Origin of the sequence: Amycolatopsis sulphurea (genome assembly GCF_002564045.1) — a bacterium.
Classification (GTDB): Bacteria; Actinomycetota; Actinomycetes; order Mycobacteriales; family Pseudonocardiaceae; genus Amycolatopsis; species Amycolatopsis sulphurea.
Window position 1 is genome coordinate 5071471 of the sequence record NZ_PDJK01000002.1, and the last position, 24241, is coordinate 5095711.

Below are 24241 nucleotides of genomic sequence, written 5' to 3' on the forward strand. Positions count from 1 at the left end.
CTAGCCGACCTTCCAGGCGTGCCGGAACTGGTTCTGGTAACCGGTAACCGCCACGTACTCACCGTTTTCGACGGCGAGGCCGGCGACGGTGTCCTTGGTGATGATCTGGCCGGGAAGGGGAATCGACACGCCCTCATCGACATGGGCGCCGGCGAAGTGCCGGGCGACCGCGTCGACGGTTCGCCATGCCATCATCTCGACCGGGTAACCGGCCCAGGCCGTCTCGGTGCCGCTCTTGACGGCCTCGAGATTCGCTTTGGACGGCGATTCACCGATGATGTTGACGCCCTGCAGTCCGGAGGTCTTCACCGCGGTGCTGACGCCGAGCGCGAGGTCGCCGTTGCCGAAGACGGTCCATTTCACGTCCGGGTGGCGCTGGAGGTACGCGACGACGTTCGCGGGTGTTTTCGTGCCCACATCGGACAGTTGCTGGTTGTTGTAGTCGACACTGCAAGCCGGGCACCATTGCTTGACCGCGGCCTCGAAGGCTTTCGTGAAGGCTTCCAGGATCGGGAAGGAGTTGAGGTTGAACACGGCGGCCTTGCCCGTGCCCGCCGAGCCGACGATGAACTCCGCGGCGACGAGTTTGCCATACAGTTCCTGCTGCGGTGCCCCGGCGACGTTGGCGAGCACGCCGTCGATCGGGCCGTCGGCGACGACGTTCTGGACGACGGTGATGCCGCGGCGTTTCGCCTCCGCGATCTGGTCCTTGAACACCATCGAAGAGGCGGTGCCGCAGGGGCAGATGACGTCCGGGTTCTGCGCCAGTGCCGCCTCGAAGGCGCGCACCGCTTCGGCGGGCGTGCCGCCTGCGTTGATCGTGGTGAAGTTCCAGTCCAGTGCGCCGGAGGCGGCTTTCATGCCGTTTGCGACACGCTGGGCGATCGCCATCGGGCTGACCTGGAGCATGATGAACTTCTTCCCCGCCGGTGGCCGGGCGGGCAATTCCGGCATCCCGATCGAGGTCGGGTTCCGCGTGTTCTGTGCGAGGTAGTCCTTGGCGGCCTGCAGACCCGCCTGGTCGACCTGAGTTCCGGAGCCGCCCGCCGAGGAGCCGCACGCTGCCGCCGTGAGGCCGAGGGCCAGGACCAGGCCTGTCGTGACGAGCACTCGCCTACGCTGGGGGATCATGACTTCGTTGTCTCCATCCATGCGATGTGGGCGCGACCGAGCAGCCTGTGCGCTAAACGCACGCTCGTGCGGTGATGGAGAAATATGACACGGCCCCGAAAGGGTGTCAATGACCCGCGCTGTCCAGATAGGACAGTCAGCGGGAATGATCAGTGGAGGACGGCGAGGTCCGACTCGATGTGCCCCGCGGTCTGCCGCAGTCGTGGAAGAAGGTCTTTGGTGAGTGTGCGCGCGGAGTAGGCGGCCGCCAGAACGCCGATCGAGATGGCGGCGAGGATCGTGCCGTTCCGATCGTGCACCGGCACGGCGATGGTGCGCAGCCCCATCTCGAGTTCCTCGTCGCCAAGGGCGTAACCCTGGTCGGCCACTTTGGCGAGCCGATCGCGCAGAGCCGGCTTCTCGGTGATCGTGTACCGGGTCACGGGCGTCAGTTCCACGCGTTCGAGATAGGCCTCGCGTGCGTCGGCCGGTTGTGCCGCGAGTAGTACGTGGCCGAGCGGGCTCTGGTACGCGGGTATCCGCAGGCCGACCCGGACGTTGACGCTGACGAGGCGCCGGGCCTGCACGCCGGCGATGTACACGATCTCGTCGCCGTCGAGGACGAATGCCATCGCCGTCTCGTGGATCTCGCTGGTGAGCTGGGCGAGGTGCGGCTGGATGACGTCCGGGAACTCCACGGCGCCCAGGTAGGCCTGAGCCAGTTCGAGAACTCTGGGGCGGACGAAGAAGTTCGAGCCGTCGACGCCGATGTATCCGAGCTCGGCCAGGGTGTGCAGCAGGCGCCGCGCGACGGCGCGGTCCACGCCTACCTCGCGGGCGACGTCGGAGATCGACAACCGCGTGCGGTCCTCGCCGAAGCACCGCAACACGGCCAGCCCGCGGTCGAGTGACTGGACATAGGGACCGTCGCCAGTGCGAGGCATGCGGGGCTCCTTTTCGCTTCTGATCGACGGCATCCGGGGACCGGCAAGCCTACCGCACACAAGTGCGCATGCTGCGCGGCTGCTCGGATGCCGTGTGTTGACACGCGCTCGATGGCAGTGGCACGCTGTGCGGTAACAGCTCACATATGCGATATGCGCACAAAGGAGTGCTGGTGTGACTGAGCGTCCCGTGTCCCGGCTCGCTGACCGAATCGAGATCGAGGACTGTCTCCATCGCTACGCGCGTGCCGTCGACAGGCTCGACTACGACGGCATCGCGGCCTGCTATTTCGATGACGCCACCGATACGCACGGCTCGTATGTCGGGCCGGTGGCCGGGCTGGTGGACGACATCCGGCACCGGCACCGGACAATCGACGCGGCACAGCATTTCGTGACGAACGTGCTGATCGACTTCGACGGGGACGACCGGGCCTTCGTCGAGTCCTACTGCCTGGCTTATCTGCGACAGCAGCCGGCCGACGGCGCCGCGTCCCAATCCGAAGCCATCACGCGGTGTCGCTACGTGGATCGCTTCGAGCGTCGCGAGGGGCGGTGGGCTATCGCCGACCGGGTCGTCGTGTTCGACGAATCTCTGTCGGTCGAGGTCGTGGACGCGCGTCAAAGCGACTGGGTCGCGTCCAGGCGGGACAAGTCCGACCCGGTCTATTGGTGGGGACGCGCCCCACAGCCGTGACCCGTATTCGTCACACCCCATCTGCCACGAGAATGGAACACTGCGATGGCCGTTCAGGGAAACTGGGAAGATCGTTTCGCCCCAGTCGCAAAGATTCTGGAGAGAAACCTCGCCTCTGGGGCGGATGTCGGGGCGTCGGTCGCCGTGATGCACGAAGGGCGGCCGGTCGTCGATCTCTGGGGTGGCTGGGTGGATCAGGCGCACACCAGGCCGTGGGCGCGGGACACGATCACGAACGTCTGGTCCAACACCAAAACCGTGACAGCACTGGCGGCGCTGATCCTCATCGACCGCGGCGAACTCGACCCCTACGCTCCCGTCGCGACCTACTGGCCGGAGTTCGCGGCGAACGGCAAGGAGCGGATCGAGGTCCGGCACATCCTTTCCCACACGTCTGGTGTCGCCGGCTGGGACATTCCGGTCACGATGGACGACGTCTACGACCCGGACAGGTCAGTCGAGTTGCTCGCCGCGCAGGCGCCGTGGTGGGAGCCCGGCACGGCCGGCGGCTACCACGGGCTGAGCATCGGCCACCTGGTGGGCGAGCTCGTCCGGCGCGTGACAGGACTGAGCTTGGGTAAGTTCGTCGCGCGGGAGATCGCCGGCCCGCTGAGCGCGGACTTCCACATCGGACTCCCGGAGTCCGAGGACCCACGGATCTCCCCGCTGATTCTCCCGCCGCCCGGCCCGGCCTTCGACGAAGCGCTGGTTGACATCGACAAGGACAGCGTGGGCTACAAGCTCACGGTCGCCGGGCTGGCCACCGACCCGGCGACCACCTGGGATGTGCAGTGGCGACGGTCGGAGATCTGCGGTGCGGGCAACGGTCACGGCAATGCGCGTTCGCTGGCGACCATCCAGGCGATCGTGTCGCACGGCGGCGAGTTCCAGGGTGTCCGGCTGCTTTCGCAGAAGACCTGCGATCTGATCTTCCAGGAACAGGCCAAGGGCGTCGATCTCTATCTGGGACTGCCCATCCGCTGGGGCATCGGTTACGCCCTGTCCTACCCGGAAGCCTTTCCTTATCTGCCGGACGGTCGCGTGTGTTTCTGGGCGGGTTGGGGCGGTTCGATGGTGATCAACGACCTCGATCGGCGGCTGACCTTCGCCTATGTCATGAACCGGATGGAGCCCGGCGTTCTCGGTACCTATCAGGGAATCGTCGGCGGTGTCCGAAGCGAGGAGCTGATCCGGGCCACTTATGCCGCGCTCGACGCGTAGCCGATCAAGGAGTCTTTCATGAGTAGCCTGGAGAACAAGGTCGCCCTCATCACCGGCGGCGCCCGTGGGCAGGGACGTTCGCACGCCGTGGCACTGGCTCGTCAGGGCGCCGACGTCGTGCTCGTCGACGCACCGGCTCCGGTGGCTTCCGTCAGCTACGGGCTGGGCACGGAGTCCGACCTGAGCGACACGGTCAAACTGGTCGAAGAGCAGGGCCGGACCGCACTTGCCGTCCAGGGCGACGTGCGGAAGCCGGCCGATCTGCGGCGTGCCGTCACGCGGGCCGTCGAGGAGTTCGGGCACGTGGACATCCTGCTCGCCAACGCCGGCATCACCTCCTACGGGAAACTGTCCGAAATGGACGACCAGCAGTGGCAGGACATGATCGACATCAACCTGACCGGAGTCGCCAACAGTATCCGCGCCGTACTGCCGCATATGCTCGACCGCTCCTACGGCCGCATCGTGGTGACCTCCTCACAGGCCGCGCGACGCGGAATGCCGAACCTGGCCCATTACTGCGCGGCCAAATGGGGCCTGATCGGGCTCGTCAAAACGGTGGCACTGGAGGTCGCGCCGTCGCTGGGCATCACCTGCAACGCCGTGCTGCCCGGCGGGGTGGACACGCCGATGATGCGCCACGACGAGGTTTACCAGGTCTTCGCGCCCGAGCTGGCGGCTCCGACCGTCGAGGACCTGGAAGAACGGTTACGGCGCTTCAATCCGATGCCGACGGCGTGGATCGAGCCGAGCGACATCTCTCACGGCGTGCTGTATCTCGTGAGCGACGAGGCGCGTTATGTGTCGGGGGCGACGCTCGATATCGCCGCGGCGTTCAACGCGTCCTGAAACTGAGGGAAAGGCAGAAACGATATGGACCGATTGCTGACGTGGAAGTCCGGCTGGGACAAGGAAAACCCGCTGGATATCCGAACAGGACTGGTCGGTAAGGACGACGGCGCGTGGGTCGCGGGTCCGGTGCCGGGCGCGCGGTACCGCGATCTGGGGCTGGCCGAGGCCACCGGCGGCCTGCTCGGCGCACGGCACGTCCGCGGCGCCGGCACAACCGATTGGCAGTTTCACGAACTGGACTTCCAGTGGTTCTTCGTGCTGAAAGGTGAGCTCAAGATCCGCACCGAGGACGGCCGGGACCTCACGCTCGGCAAGGGCGCCTCGGCCTACCAGCCACCGTTCTGGCGGCACGAGATCTACGCTGTGTCCGATGACTACGAGGCCATCGAGGTCACCGGTCCCGCCGGCTTCGAGACGGTCGCCGGCCGGGATGCGGTCAAGCCGGTGCGTGCCGAAGATTTCGCGCACTTGAAAGGGATCTACACCTTCGACGAGCCGGGCGAGTACGTCCGCGGTGACGGCCCGCGCGCCTGGTCGCTGTACCGCGATCTGGGTACGCGCGGACCCACGGACGGCCGGGTGCACATCCACATCATCAAGCTCGATTACGAGCAGCCTTCGCCGCCCGGCGGCACCGGCGAACACCGCCACACGATGGCGCAGTGGTTCCTGCCACTCCGGGGCTGGATCGACATTTCCGCGGAGGGACAACCAGATCGGCGCCTTCACGCCGGGGATTTCATGATGTTGTCACGGGGTGCGGCCCACAACGCGTTCGACGCGTCCCGGGATTACATGACGCTGGAATTCTGCGTACCGGCCGACTACGAGACGGTGGCGCCGTGATCCTGGCGACGCTGAAAGGCGGCGGGATCGACGGGACCCTGGTCGTGGTGAGCCGCGATCGTCGCCGCCTGGCGGTCCCCTCGCGCGGACCGCGCACGATGCAGCAGGCGATGGATGAATGGTCCTCGTGGGAACGCAGCCTCGAGGATCAGTTCGGACAGCTTGACGACGAGACGTACGGCTTCCCAGTGGATCAGGCCATTTTCGACGCACCGCTCCCGCGCGCGTTTCATTGGGCGGAGGGCAGCTGCTACCTCCAGCACATGGAACGCATCCGGGGCGGCCGTGGCGAGGCGCTGCCGGCCGAGCACCGCGACCGGCCGATTGTCTACCAGAGCGGCAGCGCGCGGAACATGGCTCCGTGCAGCGACATCGCGCTGCCGGACCCGGCGTGGGAGCTCGACATCGAGGCGACGGTGGTGGTGATCACCGGTCCCATCCCCGGCGGCGCGAGCGAAGAGGAGACTGCCGGACAGATCCGCTTGGTAGGCATGACGAACGACCTGACCTACCGGAAGCTGCTGGTGGACGAACGGCGGCAGGGGACCGGGGTCTACGCGTCCAAGCCGGGCCGGGCCTACGCGCCGTTCGTGGTTTCCCCGTCGAGCCTCGGCACGGCGTGGAGCGGATCGAACCTGCGCGCCGTCCTGCGCTGCGAGGTGAGTGGGGAAACCCTCGGCGTCCCGCGAGCGGACCGGGACATTGCGTTCGAGTTCCCGCGGATCCTGGCAGAGCTGGCGAAAACCAGGTCATTGGTGCCGGGGTCGCTCGTCGGCACCGGCACGGTGTCCAACGCTGATCCGGCTGCCGGATACGCCTGCATCGCCGAAAAGCGCGCTGTGGAGATCGCGAACGATGGCGCGGCCACGACACCGTTCCTGGGGGCGGGCGACACCATCGGCATCGAGGCCCTCGGCGACGACGGGACGTCACTGTTCGGGCGCATCGCTCAGACCGTCGTCGCAGCCTGAAGCAAAGGAAATTACCAGCTATGCCAAGGTTTGACGGAAGAGTCGTGTTCATCACCGGTGGCGCCCGGGGGCAGGGCCGCGAGCATGCCGTGCGTTTCGCCCAAGCAGGTGCGGACGTCGTGCTCGTCGACGTACCGGAGCAGGTCGAGTCGGTGCCCTACCCGCTCGGCACGTCCGGTGATTTGCACGAAACCGTTTCCCTGGTTGAGAAACAGGGCAGGCGTGCGCTCGCGATCGAGGCAGACGTGCGACGGTCGGACCAGATGAGGGCCGCGGTCGAGCAGGCGGTCGACGAGTTCGGCGCGGTGGACATCGCGGTGGCCAACGCCGGTATCGTGACCTACCGTCATCTGTCCGATATGGACGATCAGATGTGGCGGGACACCATCGATGTCAACCTGACCGGGGTGGCCAATACGGTGCGCGCGGTCCTGGGCCACATGCTCGAACGGCGATACGGGCGGATCGTGGTGACCTCATCGCAGGCCGGCCGGCGCGGGGTCCCGAACCTGGCACATTACTCGGCGTCGAAGTGGGGTCTGATCGGGCTGGTGAAGAGCATCGCGCTGGAGGTCGCGCCCGCTGGGGGAATTACCTGCAACGCCGTGCTGCCCGGAGCCGTCGACACGCCGATGATGCACCACGACGAGGTGTACGCCGTTTTCGCGCCCGATGTCCCCGCACCCACGCTGTCCGACCTGGAGGAACGGCTGGGGCGGCTCAATCCGATGCCGATCACCTGGATTGAATCGAGCGACATCTCCCATGCCGTGCTGCATCTCGCCAGCGAGGAAGCCCGGTACGTCTCGGGCACGACGATCGATGTCGCGGCGGCGTTCAATGCGAACAACTCATGAGCGCACCGAGGGTGCTGTGGGAGCCCACGCCTGATTCCATCGCCGGGACCCGGCTGCACCGGTTCGCTACCTGGGTCTCGGCACGCCGTGGAATCACCTTCGGCGACCCCACCGATTACGACGCCGTGTGGCGCTGGTCGGTCGACCACCTCGACCAGTTCTGGGCAGATCTGGCTGTCTGGACCGGCCTGCTGACGGAGCCGCCCGGCCCCGCTTTGGCGAACCCGGACATGCCGGGTGCCGTGTGGTTCCCGGACGTTCGGCTCAACTTCGCCGAACAGGCTCTCAAGAACGGCGCCGACCGGCATCCCGCCTTGGTCATGGTGGACGAGAATCTCGAAACCTTCGAGGTGACGTGGGCATCGTTGCGTGCTCGGGTGGGAGCCTTCGCCGACACGTTGCGACGCCTCGGTGTACGACGGGGTGACCGGGTCGCCGGTTACCTGCCGACCGGGCCCGAGGCGGTGGTCGCCTTTCTCGGCGCTGCCGCGATCGGTGCTGTGTGGACAGTGTGCGCGTCCGACTTCGGTCCCAGTGCTGTTCTTGCCCGGCTCGCTCAGGTCGAGCCGGTCGTTCTGGTGGCCGCCGACGGGTACCGGTTCAACGGGAAGGAGTACGACCGGCGCGAGCAGATCGCCGAGATACGGGCGGCGCTGCGCACTCTGCGTGCCACGATCATCGTGCCGGTGCTGCACCCGGCCGACGACCGCGACGGGACCACGCCGTGGGGTGCCGCGGTCGCGAACGAACAGGAGCCACGGTTCGAGCAGCTGCCCTTCGACCATCCATTGTGGATCGTCTACTCCTCGGGGACGACAGGGCTGCCGAAGGGCATCGTGCAGGGCCATGGCGGGATCGCCCTCGAACAGTGGAAGCAGGCCGCACTGCACAACGACATCGGCCCTGGTGACCGCTTCTACTGGTACGCGTCGACGGGGTGGATCATGTGGAACATCGCCACCTCGGCACTGCTGTCCGGGGCAACCGTCGTCGTCCACAACGGCAGCCCTTCCTATCCGTCACTGGACATGCAGTTCGCCGTTGCCGAAAAGACCGGGATCACTTATCTCGGGACCAGTGCCGGCTATCTGACCGCCTGCGAAAAAGCCGAACTTCGTCCACAAGACCGGTTCGACCTGTCCTCGCTACGGACGATCGGCTCGACGGGATCCCCGCTACCCGCGTCGACCTTCGAGTGGGTCTATCGCTCGGTCAAGCCGGATGTGTTTCTGAGTTCCTCCTCGGGGGGCACCGACATCGCCAGCGGTTTTATCGGTGGCAGCACGTTGCTTCCGGTCGTGGCCGGTGAGCTGCAGCGGCCGATGCTCGGTGTCTCCGTCGAGTCCTGGAACGACAGCGGTCAGCCGGTCGTGGGTGAGCTGGGGGAGCTCGTCGTGACCAAGCCCATGCCCTCCATGCCTTGGGGATTGTGGGGAGATGACGGCGGCGAGCGTTACCGGGCAACGTACTTCGAGCCCTGGCCGGGTGTGTGGCGGCACGGGGACTGGCTCGAGATCACCGACCGGGGCACCTGCCGGATCATGGGCCGGTCCGATTCGACACTCAACCGTGGCGGCGTCCGGATGGGCACCGCCGAGATCTACGCGGCCGTCGACACGATGCCGGAAATTTCCGACTCGCTCGTGCTGGGCGTGGAACAACCGGACGGTACCTACTACATGCCACTGTTCGTGCACCTCGTGGCCGGCGCCGAGCTCAGCGGCGCCCTCGTCGCCACCATCCGCGCGGCCATCCGGGCCAAGGCAAGCCCCCGCCACGTGCCCGACGAGGTCATCGCGGTGCCCGGTATCCCGCGCACCCGGACCGGTAAACGCATCGAAGTGCCCCTCAAACGGCTTTTCCAAGGCGTCGCCGCGGAAAAGGCGCTGAACGCCACATCGCTCGACAATCCCGCAAGCTTGGCCACCTTCGTCGAGCTTGCCGAAAACCGGTCCACATCCTGGAGGAAACCGCGGTGACAGGTTCGCGACTCGCCGGCAAGGTCTGCATCGTCACCGGCGCCGGCAGCGGTATCGGCGCGGCAACGGCAACAGTGTTCGCGCAGCACGGTGCGCGGGGGGTTGTCTGCGCCGATCTTTCCGCTGAAGCCGCGCGAGCGACGGCCGACGCGATCATCGCGGCCGGCGGCAATGCCTCGCCGTTCGCCATGGACGTGTCCGACGAAAAGGCTGCCGAGGCACTCATCGAGCACACGAGAGCGGTGTATGGGCGAGTTGATGTGCTGCACAACAACGCGGCGATGGCCATTCCGGGGTCGGTGCACGAAACGAGCCTCGAAGACTGGAACCGTGTGCTGGCGGTCACCATCACCGGCGCATTCCTGGTTTCCCGTGCCGCGCTGCGGGTCATGCTCGAACAGCGCTCCGGGGCCATCGTCAACACTTGTTCCAACCACGCCACCGTGGCCTCACCCCGGCTCGCTTCCTATCACGCGTCAAAAGGCGCGATCCGCGCGCTGACGCGACAGATGGCACTCGACTACGCCCCGGACATCCGGGTCAACTGCGTCTCGCCAGGGCTGGTCGACACGCCGGCCGCACGCGGGGTCAGGGGTGGGACTGACGCGGGGTGGGCCCGAAAGCAGGAGTCGAACCGCTACTTCAAGCGCGCGGCCCAACCTCAGGAAATCGCGTACGGGGCGCTGTTCCTGGCCTCGGACGAGGCCAGCTTCTTGACCGGACACGACCTGGTCATGAGCGGCGGCCAGGGGGAGGTGGCGTTCTGATGGCGGTGGAGGTCTCGCTGACCGGACGGGTCGCCGTGGTCGCGGGGGCAGGCCGCGGGATCGGCGCGGCGGTAGCCAGGCGGTTTGCCGATGCCGGCGCCGCGGTCGCCGTCGTCGACTCCCGCCTCGACCGCGCGGAGGCCACCGCCGAGGCGATTCGCGCCTCGGGCGGTACGAGTGTCCCGATCCTGGCAGACCTGCTCGACGCGCGCAGCGGCACGCGGATCGTGACGGACACCGTCCGGAACCTCGGCCGAATCGACATCCTCGCCACCGTCGCCGGAGGCTCGTGGGCCTACGTGCCCTACCGGCGGATGCACGAGGTGGCCGACGACGAGTGGGAGCTCATCCACCAGCTCAACCTCACCTACGTGTTCCGGCTGGCCCGGGAAACGATCCGCACCTTTCTGTCGCAGGGACATGGCGGGGCGATCGTCCACATCGGATCAATCGCCGGCGTCCTCAGCTCACCGAGCGCGGTGGCCTACGGCGCCGCCAAGGCGGGAATCGTCTCGCTCACCCGCAGCGTCGCCCACGAATACGGTCCCGACGGAATCCGCGTCAACTGTGTGGCACCGGGACGGATCGAGACTCCGGCGACCACCCCTGCCGCCGGAGAACGCATGGCCGACTTCACGAACAGCATCCCCCTGCGGCGCACCGGCAACGCGGGAGAGGTCGCGGATGCCGTGTTGTTCCTGGCCTCCGACCTCGCCCGGTACATCACGGGCCAGACCCTTCTCGTGGACGGCGGGGCCACGGCAACCCCAGGGCTGCTGCCCGCGAGTGACACGCCCACCCCATGCTGATCGCACTGGAATGGCACGACAAGGAATCGGACCGAACACGATCGACGTTGGCGGCGGCCAGGGCAGCCGGTCTCCGATCGGGTGTCGGTGACCGGCTCCTCACCTGTGTTGTGCGGTTAGACGGGGATGATGGTCCATTGCTGGTTGGGGTGGGCGAGGTCCATCCATTGCTGGACGAGTGTCGCGTTGCCGGTGTGGTTTCCTGCGGCTTCGATGACTTTGCCGGAGGCTACGTTGCGGAGTGCGACGGAGTTGCCGGGTGTGGTGGTGATTTCCCATTGCTGGGCTGCGCCGTTGTGGCAGGTGTACTGGGCGATGTTGGCGCCGTTGTCCGCGCTTGCGTCGTAGAGGTCGAGGCACTTGCCGGAGTTGCGGTTCTTGAAGACGTATTTGCTGCTGCCGAGGTCGACGACGTCCCAGATCTGTTTGGGTGCGGTGGTGAAGCAGTCCCAGAGTTCGGCTCCGGCGAAGTCGACTTTGGCGTCGTTGCCGGCTCCGGCGATCTGGATGCAGCGTCCGGATTGGACGCCCTTGAATTCGACGGCTTTGGCGGTCAGGTTGACGAGGGAGTAGGCGATGGTGAGTGTGCTTTCGCTGCTGTAGTCGATCCGTCCGCCGGAGAAGGTGCTGCGCCGGCCCTTGAGCACGGGCTGTTCGTCGCCGGTCGGGAAGCCGAGGAAGGACTTTTCCGCGCCGAGGGAGAGCCATGTGAGGCGGATGTCGCCGTAGACGGCGTGTGCTCCGGTGGCGGGGGACCAGTAGATCGAGGCGCCGTTGCTGAGGGTGATGAACTCGCCCTTGCCGTCGGCTGTTGTGGTGGTGTCGGCGACGGGGCGGCCGAGGAAGCCGGTTTCGTTGCCGAGTTCGGCGTACTTGGCTCCGATGGCTCCGTAGATGGCCATGGCTCCGTCTGCGGGGGTGTAGTAGATGGATCCGCCGTCGAAGCGCTGGACGAGGCCGCCGTTGGAGCCGAACGGGGTGGCTTCGGTGACCGGGTTGCCGAGGGGGCCGCTTTCGTAGTTCAGGGCGGCGTATTTCTTGTGGATCTCCCCGGTCACGGTGCGGGTGCCGGTGGCGGAGGTGTAGTAGATCGACCCGCGGGTGAAGCGGTTGTAGACGGCCCCGCCGGCGGGAGCGGCGGTTTCGTCGGTCGTCGGGTAGCCGAGTTCCAGCCGCATTCCTTGCCAGCGTTTGGCGATCTCGCCGTGGACCTCGTGCGCGCCGGTCTGTGGGCTCCAGGCGATCTGGAGGGTGAGATTGTCCGCCCGGCGTAGCACTTTGATCGCCTGGCCCTTGGTTCCGCCGATGTTGAGGTCGTACTGATCGTGCACGGTCTGCTGCAGCAGCGTGTTCCCGAAGACGGTGAGGAGCTTGTCGAGCATCGGGCCGTTGTAGACGGCCGCGACTTCCGCGTTGCCTTCTGCATAGGTCAGGTAGATGCGCCCCTTCTCGTAGGGGCGGTAGCCGGTGACGTCGGCGGTCAGGACCGGGTCGCCGGCCGGTTTCCCCAGCCTGGCCTGGAGTTGCTTGTCTGCGCTGTATTTCCGGTCGAACGGTGAAGGTGCTTGCGGGGCGTCGAATGCCCATTGGGCGGGCGAGCTGGTACCAGGGAGGTAAAGGTAGGCGCTGGGCTCGTCAACTGGGTTGATCGTCACTCCTGGCCCGTTGTTCCAGAGACGCACGCACCAGGTTGCTTCGTGCCGAAACGCGGTGGAGTCGTCGGTCGGGGTGACGTCGGCGAATGCCCGGGGGTCGCCGGCTCGTCGCCAGTGCAGATAGGAGTTGGGACGGGTGGTGGATTCGAAGGACACGCAGCTCGGATCGGTCAAGCCGGCGACGATCTTCCAGGTCATCTCCGGGTGGCTGCCCGGTGTCCACTTGACCAGGGTGGCGCTGCCGGCGGAGTCGGTGACGTAGGAGTCGGAGTCGTCGGAGAAGTAGGTGTGGATGGTCTGGTTCTGGTGTTCGTGCTGGCCGGTGGCGACGAATCGGACCCGGTCGAGGGGCTTTCCGGCGAGGGCCGCATCGGCTGCGGCGACGAGGTCGGGATGCACCAGGCTCTTGGCCGCCCGGGTCCGGATCTCGGTGATGGCCGTGATGTTGGCGTCGTCCTGTCTTTTCAGTTCCTTGTCGGTGTCGTGTTGCCAGGCGGCTTGTGCGCCGGTGTCGACGTAGGCTTTCCAGTCCGCCGGGTTGGTGCTGAGGAACGCTTCGTAGGCGGCGGTGTAGACCTCGGTGTCCTTGGCCGCGCGTTTGAGGACTTCGCGCAGGAAGTTCTGGTCGGGCAGCTTCGCCAGGTCGTCATCGACGGTGATGCTGAGCTGCAGCGCGTAGTATGCCGCGGTAACCCGTGCTTGGCGGGCCTTCGCCTCGGCCTTCTGTGCCTCGTCGCGGGTGGTGTCCTCGTCGGTCAGGCGCTTCGTGTCCTTGGCGTGCTCGGCGATGATGCCGTCGGTGAGGAAGCGCCATTGGTCTTCTGCGCTGCCTTTCAGCGCTGCGCGGGCGGCGGTTTTGACGGCGATGTCGTGGTGGTCGTCGGCTTTGAGGTCGAGCAGGACGATGAAGTCGTAGACGGTCTTGTTCAGGTCGGAGTCGGTGACGGCGACACTGATCAGTGCGGCGGCCCTGGCTTTCGCTTGGCGTTCTTTGCGCTGCGCTTCGCGGCGGTCCGTGACGATCTTCTGGTCGGCGGCGTTGGCCGCGGCCATGCCGGTCTTGACGTAGGTGGTCGCCGCGTCGTCGCCGGAGGTGATCGCGTCGATCGCGCGGTCGCGGACGGTCTGGTGCTCTGGCTCGAGAGGGTGCGGCTTGTCCAGGTCGTCGGCGGCCCGGTACATCGCCGAGACGAAGTCGCGGTCGGACAGGATCAGCAGCTCCGGTCCGGCGACGATACCCAGCAGCGCCGCGGCGCTGCCCTTCTCCACCTCGGAGGACTGCCCTGCCGGTGTCGGCGCTTTGGCCGGTGCCGGGGTCAGATCGCCGCCCACGGCGAGCCTGGTGTCCGGGTTGCGATGAGCGGGCCGGGGAGCGGAGGGGCTTACCGGTGCGGCTGGGCTCTCGGCGGAAGCGCCGCGGTGGTGCGGAGCGGCTTCGGCGGCGATCGGAGCCGCGGCGGCGGCGATCCCGGCGACGAGGACGACGGCGCCCAACCGGGCGAGATGCCATCGTGGTGGTGAATACGGAACGGATAGCAGATCGGATCGTGTCACAAGACTCCCCCTGACATCAGAATAATCGCGCACAAGAAATACGCACGTCGCCGCGCGCGAAATAGAGAAGGTTCGACGCTCGAAGAACGAACGGTCGTGAGGCGAGTAATCACACCTTTAACAAAGGGTGCGATCGCCCTGGGGTACCGCGGTGTTACTTTGAGTGATGGTCCTCACATGGGTGATTGCGAGTTACTGTTTCGTGCCATGCTTTCCACGATCGGGTGATACCCGGGTCAAGGGCAAGCAAATAAGGGGAGGGCATCGGGTGTTTTCGCGCGCGCTTGCTGCTGGTGTTGCGGTCACGGCATTGCTGACCACCGCTGGCGTTGCGGATTCCTCTGCAGATCCGCTCGCGGGCCGCGAAATTCGGGTTTTCCAACGGTCGGGGATTGAGGAATCGATTTGGTATCCGATGGTGCGGCAGATTGCTCTGTATAACCCAGCGGTATTAGTCCGAGTGGCCGCATGGAATGCGATGCGTACCCCGGACGGGGAGGCCGCGCTGAAGGCGTTCGTGCTGACGGGGTTCTCGGGGGCCCAGCAGCGTGCCCTGCAGAACGTGGCCCGCAACCGCGATTTCGCGCAACGGGTGCTGGCCTCCTTCAGCGCGGCGTACTCGCCGCGGGTACACGAGGCCGCGGACCGGGCGCTGCGTGGCACGGATGCTGATCGGGAAGCGTTCGCCCGCACGGGTTTCGCCGAGGCCAGGACGCTGGACATGCGGGACCGCGAGGCGGACGAGGCGCATCGGCAGGTGATCGCGCAGGCCGAGCGGGACTTCGTGGTCTCGCTGGCGCAGAAGGATCCGGGCGAGCAAGTGCGGCTCGCCGCGCAGCACGCGCTGCGTCAGGGCAGCACGGACGCCGACATCCGGGAGTTCTACGCGACCGGCTGGATGGCTGCGGCGGAGTTGGACATCGAGTTCTTCCGGCAGCACAGCCAGGAAGCAGGAATGCGTTACCTCGCGCTGATACCCGGGCTGATCGCCGACGCTCAGGAAGCCGAGAAGGAAGCGCTTGCCGCCGGTGGCGCGGCGGCGGCTCAAGCCCGTGCGGTCGCGGCCCGGGCGTGGACGAGGGCCAAGGACGAGGCCGATGCCGCCCGCATAGCGTGGGAGACCGAGCAGCTGCGGTGCGTCGAGCAGGCTCGCTACTGGCAGTCCGTTGTGGACCGTTACTCCGGGAAGACCGACCCGATCTGGGTCTCGATCACCGGAGCAGCGGACAAGAACCGCACTGTCTGGACCGGTGAAGACGCTTTCGCGTCCGGGCAGTCCGGGCATTGGGCCGAGGTTTCGAGCCGGGCTCAGGCCGGCGTCGACCGGATGTCGAACCCCGGCTGAGCCTGTTCTTCGCTGATCTTGCGCGGCTCCGCCGGGGCGGTGCCGTGTGCTCTGTTCCTTTGACGAGGGGTGCTTTGTTGTGCGCAGACTGTCCAGAAGACCGAGAAGACACCCTGCGGCGATCGCCGGATGGAATCGGGGCTTCGTCGTCGCGATGACGGCGGCCTTGCTGGCCGTGACCGCAGGGGAAGGCGCGGGCGCCGCCGTCGCGTCCGAGGCCAGGGCGGTTCACGGGCAGTGGCAGCCACCGGCCAAGAAGCCACCTGCTGTCGCCGCGCATGCCGCAGTGGAGCCGGACCCCGACGACGCCGCGCTGATCAAGCAGATGCAACGGGACTTGGTCACCGACATCGCCGACCATGACGAAGAGCAGGAAGTCCGGGACGCCGCGCGGGACACGCTGCGCCGCACCGACGCAGGCGACGCGGGCGCGATCGACGAGTTCTTCGCGCACGGCAACATGGACGCCAGGGCCAAGGCAAGGAAGCGGAAGGCTGATGCGGACGCGGCGAACCGCGCGCTGATCGAGCCGCTGGCCGGTCAAGGTGGTCCCGAGTTCAACGCAGCCGTGGAGCGGGCGTTGAAGGGCGATGCCCGGGCCCGGGAGAGCTTCCTTGCCTACGAGCGTGACATCGCGGCCGAGCGGGATCGCAAGAACGATGCTTTCACCAAGGAATACAACGCACGCCGTCGCGGGTACGTGCAGATGGTCGCCGATCTCGGCGGACCGGAAGTGTCGGCCGCGGCGAAAGCGGCGCTGGCACAAGGCGACGCCGCGATCGAGCAGTTCTTCGCCACCGGGTACCTCGAGGCGGCCAAACGCGACGCCGACGCCCGCGAGAAACAGGTAGCGGATCTGGAGCGGCAGCGCAAGGAGGCCGAGGCCGCGTCCGATCTCGCGCAGCGCACGGCGCGGGCGATGACTGCGCGCCGCAACCTTCTGTCCGCGCACGCCGACGGCATCCGCGCGCTGGAACGGGCCGCGAACGACATGACTGCCGCCGCGAACACCTCACGCGAGATCGCGAAAACCCTCGCCGCCGACCAGGCCGGCCACAGCTACCATCCGGAGCTCTACCAGAGGGCGAAGGACGAAGTCGCCCGCCACGTCGCAAATGCCGCCATCGACGCCCAGCGAGCCCAGAGCGCGGCCGGGGCCGCGGCCGCGCAGGCCACCATCCTGGTGCAGAACGGAATGCCGCACGGGTCCGAGTGGGCGACCGTCGTGCAGGCGATGGCCGCGTCCGCGACCGCCGCGAAACAAGCCGCGGACACCGCGTCGCACGCCGTGGACGCCATCTCCGCGGACGCCGCGGCCACCGACGCCAGCGAGAAAGCCAAGACACATGAGGAAAACGCTCGCCAGTGGCGCGCCAACGCCGAGGTGAACGCCGCTGCGGCACGGCAATTGGCCCAGGCTGCCGCAGACCAGGCCGCCGCCGCGGCCACCGCGGCCGAGCGGGCCAAGCAGTCCCACGCCGACGCCCTCACCGCGCTGCGCCAGGCACAAGAGCACGCGCAGAACGTCAAGGACTCCCGCGCCGCGGCCGAGCGCGAACGCGACACCGCCGCGGCCAAGCGCGCCGAAGCCGAGATCAACCGGCAGCAGGCCGCCGCCAAGCGCGCCGAAGCCGAGGCCAAGCAGCGCGAAGCCGCCCACCAACGCGATATCGCGGTGCGCCAAGCCAACGTCGCCGCTCAGAAGCGCCGCGAGGCCGAACGACAGGCCGATATCGCCGCCCAGAAACGCGGTTCCGCTCAGCAGCAGGAACAGATAGCCGCCGACCGGAACAAGGACGCCCGGCACCAGGAGCAGGCCGCTCTCGACGCTGACACCGACGCCCGCACCCAGGAACTCAACGCGAACCGGGCGCGCGACTACGCCGCCGAGGTCGCAAAGTCCGCCGAGACCCTCAACCGCAAGGCCCAGGTACTCGAAGGCCTCGCGCAAAAGGCACAGGGCATGGTGCAGGCCGCCCAGGGTGACAAGGACCGTGCCTGGGCTGCGGCGCATCAGGCCCGCGCCGACGCCGATCAGGCTGCTGCCGCGGCGAGGCAGGCGCGGTCGGACGCGGATGCCGCCGGCACCGCCGCAGTCAATGCTCGCAGCGCGGCCATCCAGGCGAACTCCGCAGCCAGCAACTCCCGCGCCGCTGCCGACCGTGCTCAGGCTGCGGCCTCCCAGGCTCGCGCCGCCGCCGACGCCGCCGAAGCCGCGGCTGAGCGCGCCCGCACCGCCGCCACCGAAGCGCAGGCCGCCGCCGCCCGCGCGGACCAGGACGCCACCCGCGCCGAATCCGAGGCCGCACTCACCCACCAGGCCGCCATGCGCGCCGAGGCCGCTGCCGCCGAGGCCACCGCTGCCGAAGCCCGGGCCGCGCAGAACGCCCGTGCCGCCGCCGACCTGGCCCAGCAGACCGCGGTCAAATCCGCGCAGGCACTGGAGGCCGCGCAGCGCACCCAGGACGAGGCCAACGCATCGGCTGTGGAAGCCTCGACCGCCGCGCTGCAGGCAGGCATCGCCACCCGCGCCGCGAGCGCGGCCGTGCAGTCCGCGTCCGGCATCGCCAACCCGGCCGACTCGGCGATCGGCATGGCCGCGCCGTTCGCCGACACCGACGTCGACGCCGACTTCGCGCAGAACGTCGCCAACCGGGCCCGCGACACCGGCGCCAGCCAGGTCGACACCGCCCAAGCTGCCGCCAAGGACGCCGCCGAACGGGCCCGTATCGCCGCCGAAGCGGCGAAAAACGCGTCCGGCGAGGTCGCCCCTGCCTACCAGGCAGCCTCTGACGCCGCCGAGTCGGCCTCAACCGCAGCCCGTTCCGCGGCCGACGCGCAGGCTTCGGCGGCCGAGGCCGCGAAGGAAGCCGCCGGTGCCCGTCAAGCCGCTGCGGACGCGAATGTCGTCGACACCCAGGCCCAGGCCGATGCCCAGGCCGCCCGTGCCGCAGCCAACCAGGCGGCCGCCGACGCTGCCTTGGCCGGGCTGTCGGCAGACCAGGCCGAAGCCGACGCCCGCGCGGCCCGCCACGCAGCCGACAACGCCACCCGGGCCGCCAACGAAGCCTCCGCAGCGGCCACCCGCGCCGCCAATGACGCCGCCGCCGCGCAACGGGCAGCAGCGCAAGCCGCCAAGGACGCCGAAGCCGCGCGCGCGGCAGCCGACCGGGCACAGCAGCACGCCGACGACGCCAACGACGCAGCCACCAACGCCGAAAACTACGCCCGCGACGCCGAAACCCGCGCAAAGAACGCCGCCGGCGACGCCAAGGACATCCAAGCCGAACTCGCCAAACTCCAGGACGAACTCCGCAAAGCCGACGAAGAAGAGCAGCGCAAAGCCGCGGAAGAGGCGATCAACGACGACAGCGATGTCCCCGCACTCACCGCGGACGAGGAAACCGCCCTCCGCAAGGCGAAAGGCCAGCAAGGAGTCGACGACTACAACACCAACCGTGCGAAGGCCAACGCCGGCCTCATGGGCTTCATCACCGAACAGGGCGGCCAGGTCCTGCTCGACCTTATCGGCTACACCGACGCGAAAAAGTGCTTCACCGAAGGCGACTTCATCAGCTGCATCATGACCGTCGTGAATGCCCTGCCACTGGCCAAGTTCGTCTCCGTGCTCAGCAAGATCCCGGACGCCGTATCCGCGACCGTCCGGATCGTCAAGGGAATCCGGTCGTTCAAAGACGCCATCGTCACCGCGCGACGCATCACGACCAACCTCAGAAACTACGTACGGCAACTCATCAATTGTCGTGGCCTCGCACGACGCGCCACCACGGCAAACGCCCCTTGCACCCCCATTGACAAAGAAGAAGAACTTAAAAAACCCACACCCAAAGTCGACCCCGCACCCGGAATCCGGCTCGACCCCACCAAAGACAAAAAGAAGCTCGACGACTGCGCCAACGGCACCATGCCCGCCGACACCACCATCAACGACCCACTCGAATCGTTCACCTACCTCGGCGACCCGGCACAACGTGCGCGAGGCGGCATCACCTGCATCGTGACACCTAAGATGGGGAGTGCATATCGAGCGGATCCGGCAGGGTTTGACCCGCGTACCATGCAGCGCGGTCACCTGATCCCCAGAAGGTTTAATGGACCCGGCACACTGGCCAACATCGTCAACCAATATATCAAGGTCAACCATCCGGTTATCAGTACCATCGAACGCGCCGTAGCCAAAGCGCTGAGCCCTGGAGGCGACACCGAGATTGTCTACCGCGTCTCTGTCCAGTACCCCAGTAACACGGCATGGGTACCGGAATGGATCTTCATCGATGCCATCGGCAACCACGGCTACTACTGCCGCGCTACCATCGAGAACGTTCCAGACGCCAATGGGAACATCGATACATCGGGCTGCTACTGATAGCGTCACCAGCACACCGACCACACCGAATCAGCGAGGAGTCATGGACCAATCACAAGGCCGGCGATCGATCGACGAACTTGCCGAAGCCGCAGGCTGGACCGGCAGTATCAACCAAGGTCGTGACTGGGATACTGTCGAGCGAGCTCTCGGTCTGACGCTTCCCGAAGACTACAAAGCCATGATGTCGCGGTTCCCGTCAGGGTTCTTCCGAAACGCCGTTTGGATAACCAACCCGATAGATGCCCGCGTTGACCTAGGCACGTTTCTGCGGGAGGATGTCCACGAAGTTGTCGAGTCCTTCAGTGGAGAGAATGGCGATTTTATGGAGGATACGAACTACGCATTATTCCCGGCTCCGGGCGGCCTCCTGCCATGGGGCAACGACCTTCAAGGAGGAAAATTCTTCTGGCTAACCAAAGGCATCGACCCAAATGAGTGGCCAGTGGTTTACTGGAGTCGCGACTTGTTTGAGTGGACAGAGCATGATTCCGGTGTCGTCGACGCCATTATGAAAATCCTCACCTGTGCTGGCGACGACAACATCATCCGCATGGACCTCGGTGAAGAAGAGTCCATCTTCCGGGTTCCCTCGACATATATGGGAAACGGCGGTTGGCTACCCCATGAGGAATACCGATAAATCTCTTGTGGCTGGAGGAGCCGACTTGCCGAAGTGGTAACCGGGCGGCCGACGTGGCCTCCATGACGGGTGTTTTGGTGCCTGTCGTCTTGTTGGGGTCGCATCTATTCTATGTCGAAACATTGGGAAATGATGAATCAATAATGGCCGAAGCCGGGTGCTTGATCAAACCCGGGTGTGTCCGTGCTTGACAAGGTGATGGTGCAGTACCCCAGTCCGACAGCAGCTATGCCAGCGTGGGTTTTCATTGATGCTGTAGGGCCCAACGGATTCAACTGCTCCGCGGAAATCCAGAACGTTCCTTCAGGAAACCAGACGAAGACACGATGCTGACACCAGGAGGTCAGGCGTCCTCGCCTGCTGCCGCCAGTCTCCGGGAGAGCCGATGACCGAAGCCTATGCCCCGTCCCTTGTCGACAAGATCGCTCGACTCCTCGATTGGCGCGAAGATTTCACGCCGGAAAAAGAATGGTCAGACGTTGAACGTGAACTTCGTATATCGCCGCCAGGCGACTATAAAGAACTCCTAAAAACGCTTCCCGGGCGGCGTATTCCGCGGGATAATTATTCGCAGCCCGGTTGTGAGTGGGCAGGTCTGGATTGAGTACAAGAATGATCTCGACGAACTCCTGGGAATACTCGGCGACGAGGACCTCGAATATCTCAAGTCGTCGACTACGGTCTCTTCCCCGAATCTGGCGGCTTGCTGCCTTGGGGAGCTGATGGTCAACGGAACCCTCTGCTGGATTACCGCATCGACCGACCCGGACACCTGGAGCGTTATTCACGATAGTTACCAGCCGAGTCGGTAGAATTCGAGCGCCGTGATGATACGGATGATGTTGGGAAGCTCGGCGAGTCGGCCTCGGTACCCGGTGGCGAGCATCTTCCAATTCTTCAGGTGGGCGATGCATCGCTCGACGGCTGATCGTATCGAGGAGATGGTCTTGTTGTTGGCTTTGTCGCTGGTTGACAGTTCCCCACCTTTTGGCTTCTTGCGCGGTGTGATGGCGTGAGTTCCCTGATAGGCGGGGTCGGCGATAACAGGGGTATCCGCAAGAAGGTCTTCCCAGCCGGACTCGGTGAACGCCCTGCGATCGTGCATGGATCCTGGCAGGGGTGCGGATATTCCCAAGAGGTGACCGTCCGTGTCGGCGGCAATCTGGATATTCAGCCCGGATCGGCGGCGTTTGCCCGAGTAGTTGTCCTCGTGACCAGCGCGGTTGCCGGTTGGGACGTCAGTGCCATCTACCAGGGCAAGCCGCCCGCGAATGGCTTCTTTGAGGTCTGGAATGTGCAAACACAGAGCCTGTCCGATCAGGGGAAGCATGGCTCGATGCACTCTCGATACGGTCGACTGGCTGACGTCGAATAGATCGCCCACCGCAGCCTGATTCAGATTTTGCCGGACGTACACCAAAGTGAGCGCGACAGCGCGATACAGTCCCACGATCGGAGGCCACGCTTGCTTCTCATGACATTGAACGATCTGCCTGATCCGTGCGACAAGCTCCTCGATCTGGTCGGTAGCAAGCCCTGTAGTAGACTGATAACGCAACGGCCCCGCCTGTAAGTCGTGTTCTCTGGTAGGAAAACGATCTTACTCGACTGGGGCCGTTGCCCTATTTTGAGGGTGATCAAGTCGCCAGAATAACGCTCCTGGAAGATCGCGTACCACGACCAAAGCGCAGACGAGTGACGCGAACATCCAGGACCAACCACGCAACTTCTCTGCGAAATCCTGGCAAACACCGGCGAGGTCAACCTGCTGAAGTGGGATTTCACCGGTCTCGCCGTGGATTTCATCCGATCGTCTACACCGAGGTGAATCCACCGGAGCGCATCTGCATTTCCAGATCGAGATCAACGGACAAGCAGTTGACCAGGTCGCGTTCTACCGCCAGCAGTCTGCACACCGCCACTTTGTCATTGACCCGGATTCACGCTAGCTCTTCCCCGACCAAGACGCGCCGTGGGTGTTCGCCGTGCACAACAGCTGTCCGCACCGCACGCTGCGATTGGACGGTGAGGCGGGGCTCGGGCGGTACCTGCGGTGCCCGTTCCCGCGGCCGTGAGTAGGACCTCACCAGGGGTGCCTGCCGCTCCGGCGACAGCGAACTCCCTTGGCCACATACCGGTGCCGGCTCGAGCGGTGACACCTGTTCGCAGCGCCGTCGGGGCCGGCTCAATGATCAGGAGAGCACGGTGGACACGTGTTCGACTTCAGGCGTGGCGGCGAAATGAGGCCCGGCGAGTTCCCGCCACCGCGCGAAATCCGGTGATTCGCGGAACGTCACCATGTGATGCTCGACTGTCTCCCAGTCCACCATGAGCCGGTACCGCTGGGGACGCTCCACGCTGCGGCACAGCCGCGCCCCGAGACAGCCCTGCGCCCGCTGGATCAGCGGCAGCGCTTCGGCGACGGCGCGTTCGAAGGACGTTTCCTGGCCGGCTTTGACTTCGATCTGGGCGATTTCGGTGACCAACACGGTCCTTTCCCTCATCGGATGTGACCCGGGCGGCCGGCATATGGTATCGGCCGCCCGGGCATCAACCGTGTGCGACGGGCTTAGGGGCGCGGCGTCGCGCACGGGGTCTTCAGGGAATTGGCGATGACGTCGTCCGTCGGCTCCCAGCGCACGGACTTCGTCGGCTCGGCCGGAGTGTCCACTGCGAACGGGGTCAGGCACAGCGGGGCCGCGGCGGGTGCGCCGCTGAAGTAGTCGCCGAGCCGCCGCGCCGACAGGACGCCCTCCTGGGTGGGCGACCAGCCGATGCTGGCCTTGATCAGTCCTTTCCGGAGGTAGTCGACGCCGTCCGGAGAGCCGTTCTGGGTGACGATCGCCACCTGGTTCGCGCGGGTGCCGAGTGCCTGGATCACGCCGATCGCCATGTCCTCGTTGTGCACGAAGATGCCGGAGATCTGTGGGTATTTGGTGATCAGGTCCTGGGTGGCCTTGATGGCGGTTTGGCGGTCGTAGTTCCCGTTGAGGGTCTCGACGATCCGCGAGTCGGCCCCGAGCGTCTGGCGGAATCCCGTGGTGAAGCCGTCGACGTCGGCGCGGCCCGGGGTACCGGTGATGATCGCGACCTGACCGTTGGGGGCCAGGGCTTTCAGCTGCTCCCCGGCGGCGGCGCCGGTGTCCTGGTAGCGAGTGCCCTGGAAGCCGACCGCGTCCTTCTCCAGCGACGGGTCGTAGCCGTACAGCACGACCGTCGGGATGCCCGCTTGGTCGAGCGCGCTCAGGTCGCTCTTCACGGTGGCATTGCTGAGTGGTTCGAGCACCACCCCGTCGACCTTGCTGGTGATGGCGTTCTGCACGTTCGCCACTTCGGCGGAGGCGTCGAGGTTCGAGTTGAAGGTCTTCGGCGTACCGCCCAGTAGTGTCACCGCCTTCTCGAAGCCCTGTTTCGTGTACTCGTAGTAGGGGATGCTGCCGGTCTGGATGTAGGCGATGGTCTTGCCATGCAGCGGTGCGTCAGGCGATGTCTTCTGCCCTTCCGAGGGGCCGTGGGTCGTGGTCGGGGTCGCGGTGGAGCAGGCGGCGAGCACGGTCAGGAACGTGGCGGCGGACACGGCCGCCAGCCGGCGACGAATGGTCAT

At 66.1% G+C, this 24241-nt stretch carries 19 protein-coding genes; 13 read left to right on the forward strand and 6 right to left on the reverse strand.

The features are described 5' to 3' along the window. On the reverse strand, nucleotides 1-1110 hold the full coding sequence (locus ATK36_RS29195; RefSeq protein ID WP_170069955.1) for a sugar ABC transporter substrate-binding protein: 1110 nt from the start codon (nucleotides 1108-1110) through the stop codon (nucleotides 1-3). Nucleotides 1111-1280: 170 nt separating this feature from the next. After that, nucleotides 1281-2054: an IclR family transcriptional regulator domain-containing protein gene (locus ATK36_RS29200; RefSeq protein WP_098514385.1), complete on the reverse strand. Its 774-nt coding sequence runs from the start codon at nucleotides 2052-2054 to the stop codon at nucleotides 1281-1283. Between the two features lie 175 nt (nucleotides 2055-2229). Between ATK36_RS29200 and ATK36_RS29205 the strand changes: the two genes are divergently transcribed. The 9 genes from ATK36_RS29205 to ATK36_RS29245 are packed head-to-tail and all read left to right on the forward strand — an operon-like array spanning nucleotide 2230 to nucleotide 11053. Further along, nucleotides 2230-2751 carry a nuclear transport factor 2 family protein gene (locus ATK36_RS29205; protein WP_211291983.1) on the forward strand — a complete coding sequence of 174 codons (522 nt, stop codon included), beginning with the start codon at nucleotides 2230-2232 and terminating at the stop codon, nucleotides 2749-2751. 45 nt (nucleotides 2752-2796) lie between these two features. After that, the gene (locus tag ATK36_RS29210) at nucleotides 2797-3972 is read left to right on the forward strand and encodes a serine hydrolase domain-containing protein (protein WP_098514387.1); all 1176 of its coding nucleotides are present in this window, start codon (nucleotides 2797-2799) and stop codon (nucleotides 3970-3972) included. 18 nt (nucleotides 3973-3990) lie between these two features. Continuing rightward, nucleotides 3991-4821, forward strand: a complete 831-nt coding sequence (locus ATK36_RS29215; RefSeq protein ID WP_098514388.1) for a mycofactocin-coupled SDR family oxidoreductase — start codon at nucleotides 3991-3993, stop codon at nucleotides 4819-4821. A 24-nt stretch (nucleotides 4822-4845) separates the two neighbouring features. Beyond that, nucleotides 4846-5670 carry a cupin domain-containing protein gene (locus ATK36_RS29220; RefSeq protein WP_098514389.1) on the forward strand — a complete coding sequence of 275 codons (825 nt, stop codon included), beginning with the start codon at nucleotides 4846-4848 and terminating at the stop codon, nucleotides 5668-5670. Further along, nucleotides 5667-6641 (forward strand): fumarylacetoacetate hydrolase family protein, encoded by a 975-nt coding sequence (locus ATK36_RS29225; protein WP_098514390.1) that lies wholly within the window; start codon nucleotides 5667-5669, stop codon nucleotides 6639-6641. The genes ATK36_RS29220 and ATK36_RS29225 overlap by 4 nt, the downstream gene beginning before the upstream one ends. Before the next feature lie 20 nt (nucleotides 6642-6661). Continuing rightward, nucleotides 6662-7498 (forward strand): mycofactocin-coupled SDR family oxidoreductase, encoded by an 837-nt coding sequence (locus ATK36_RS29230; RefSeq protein ID WP_098514391.1) that lies wholly within the window; start codon nucleotides 6662-6664, stop codon nucleotides 7496-7498. After that, nucleotides 7495-9477, forward strand: a complete 1983-nt coding sequence (locus tag ATK36_RS29235; protein WP_098514392.1) for an acetoacetate--CoA ligase — start codon at nucleotides 7495-7497, stop codon at nucleotides 9475-9477. Before ATK36_RS29230 ends, ATK36_RS29235 begins: the two co-directional genes overlap by 4 nt. Beyond that, nucleotides 9474-10244 (forward strand): SDR family NAD(P)-dependent oxidoreductase, encoded by a 771-nt coding sequence (locus ATK36_RS29240; RefSeq protein WP_170069956.1) that lies wholly within the window; start codon nucleotides 9474-9476, stop codon nucleotides 10242-10244. Before ATK36_RS29235 ends, ATK36_RS29240 begins: the two co-directional genes overlap by 4 nt. Beyond that, a complete protein-coding gene (locus ATK36_RS29245) occupies nucleotides 10244-11053 on the forward strand; it encodes an SDR family NAD(P)-dependent oxidoreductase (RefSeq protein WP_098514394.1) in 810 nt (269 codons plus the stop codon). Before ATK36_RS29240 ends, ATK36_RS29245 begins: the two co-directional genes overlap by 1 nt. Before the next feature lie 116 nt (nucleotides 11054-11169). On the opposite strand, the gene ATK36_RS29250 is transcribed toward ATK36_RS29245, so the two are convergent. Next, nucleotides 11170-14202 (reverse strand): RICIN domain-containing protein, encoded by a 3033-nt coding sequence (locus tag ATK36_RS29250; protein WP_098514395.1) that lies wholly within the window; start codon nucleotides 14200-14202, stop codon nucleotides 11170-11172. Nucleotides 14203-14740: 538 nt separating this feature from the next. On the opposite strand from ATK36_RS29250, the gene ATK36_RS29255 reads away from it, so the two are divergent. The 4 genes from ATK36_RS29255 (at nucleotide 14741) to ATK36_RS31820 (ending at nucleotide 21241) form a co-directional block, all read left to right on the forward strand. Further along, nucleotides 14741-15607: a hypothetical protein gene (locus ATK36_RS29255; protein ID WP_245915292.1), complete on the forward strand. Its 867-nt coding sequence runs from the start codon at nucleotides 14741-14743 to the stop codon at nucleotides 15605-15607. A 79-nt stretch (nucleotides 15608-15686) separates the two neighbouring features. Continuing rightward, the gene (locus ATK36_RS29260) at nucleotides 15687-19994 is read left to right on the forward strand and encodes a DNA/RNA non-specific endonuclease (RefSeq protein WP_245915293.1); all 4308 of its coding nucleotides are present in this window, start codon (nucleotides 15687-15689) and stop codon (nucleotides 19992-19994) included. Nucleotides 19995-20037: 43 nt separating this feature from the next. Beyond that, complete coding sequence (locus ATK36_RS29265; RefSeq protein ID WP_170069957.1) at nucleotides 20038-20637, forward strand: SMI1/KNR4 family protein; 600 nt, start codon at nucleotides 20038-20040, stop codon at nucleotides 20635-20637. A 385-nt stretch (nucleotides 20638-21022) separates the two neighbouring features. Further along, complete coding sequence (locus tag ATK36_RS31820) at nucleotides 21023-21241, forward strand: SMI1/KNR4 family protein (protein ID WP_141544569.1); 219 nt, start codon at nucleotides 21023-21025, stop codon at nucleotides 21239-21241. Nucleotides 21242-21430: 189 nt separating this feature from the next. Here ATK36_RS31820 and ATK36_RS29275 read toward each other — a convergent pair whose 3' ends face one another. From ATK36_RS29275 to ATK36_RS29285, 3 genes are all read right to left on the reverse strand, one after another. Then, nucleotides 21431-22195 carry a transposase family protein gene (locus ATK36_RS29275; protein WP_098514400.1) on the reverse strand — a complete coding sequence of 255 codons (765 nt, stop codon included), beginning with the start codon at nucleotides 22193-22195 and terminating at the stop codon, nucleotides 21431-21433. Between the two features lie 634 nt (nucleotides 22196-22829). Further along, a complete protein-coding gene (locus tag ATK36_RS29280; protein ID WP_245915294.1) occupies nucleotides 22830-23126 on the reverse strand; it encodes an antibiotic biosynthesis monooxygenase family protein in 297 nt (98 codons plus the stop codon). 80 nt (nucleotides 23127-23206) lie between these two features. After that, nucleotides 23207-24241, reverse strand: a complete 1035-nt coding sequence (locus tag ATK36_RS29285; protein WP_098514401.1) for a sugar ABC transporter substrate-binding protein — start codon at nucleotides 24239-24241, stop codon at nucleotides 23207-23209.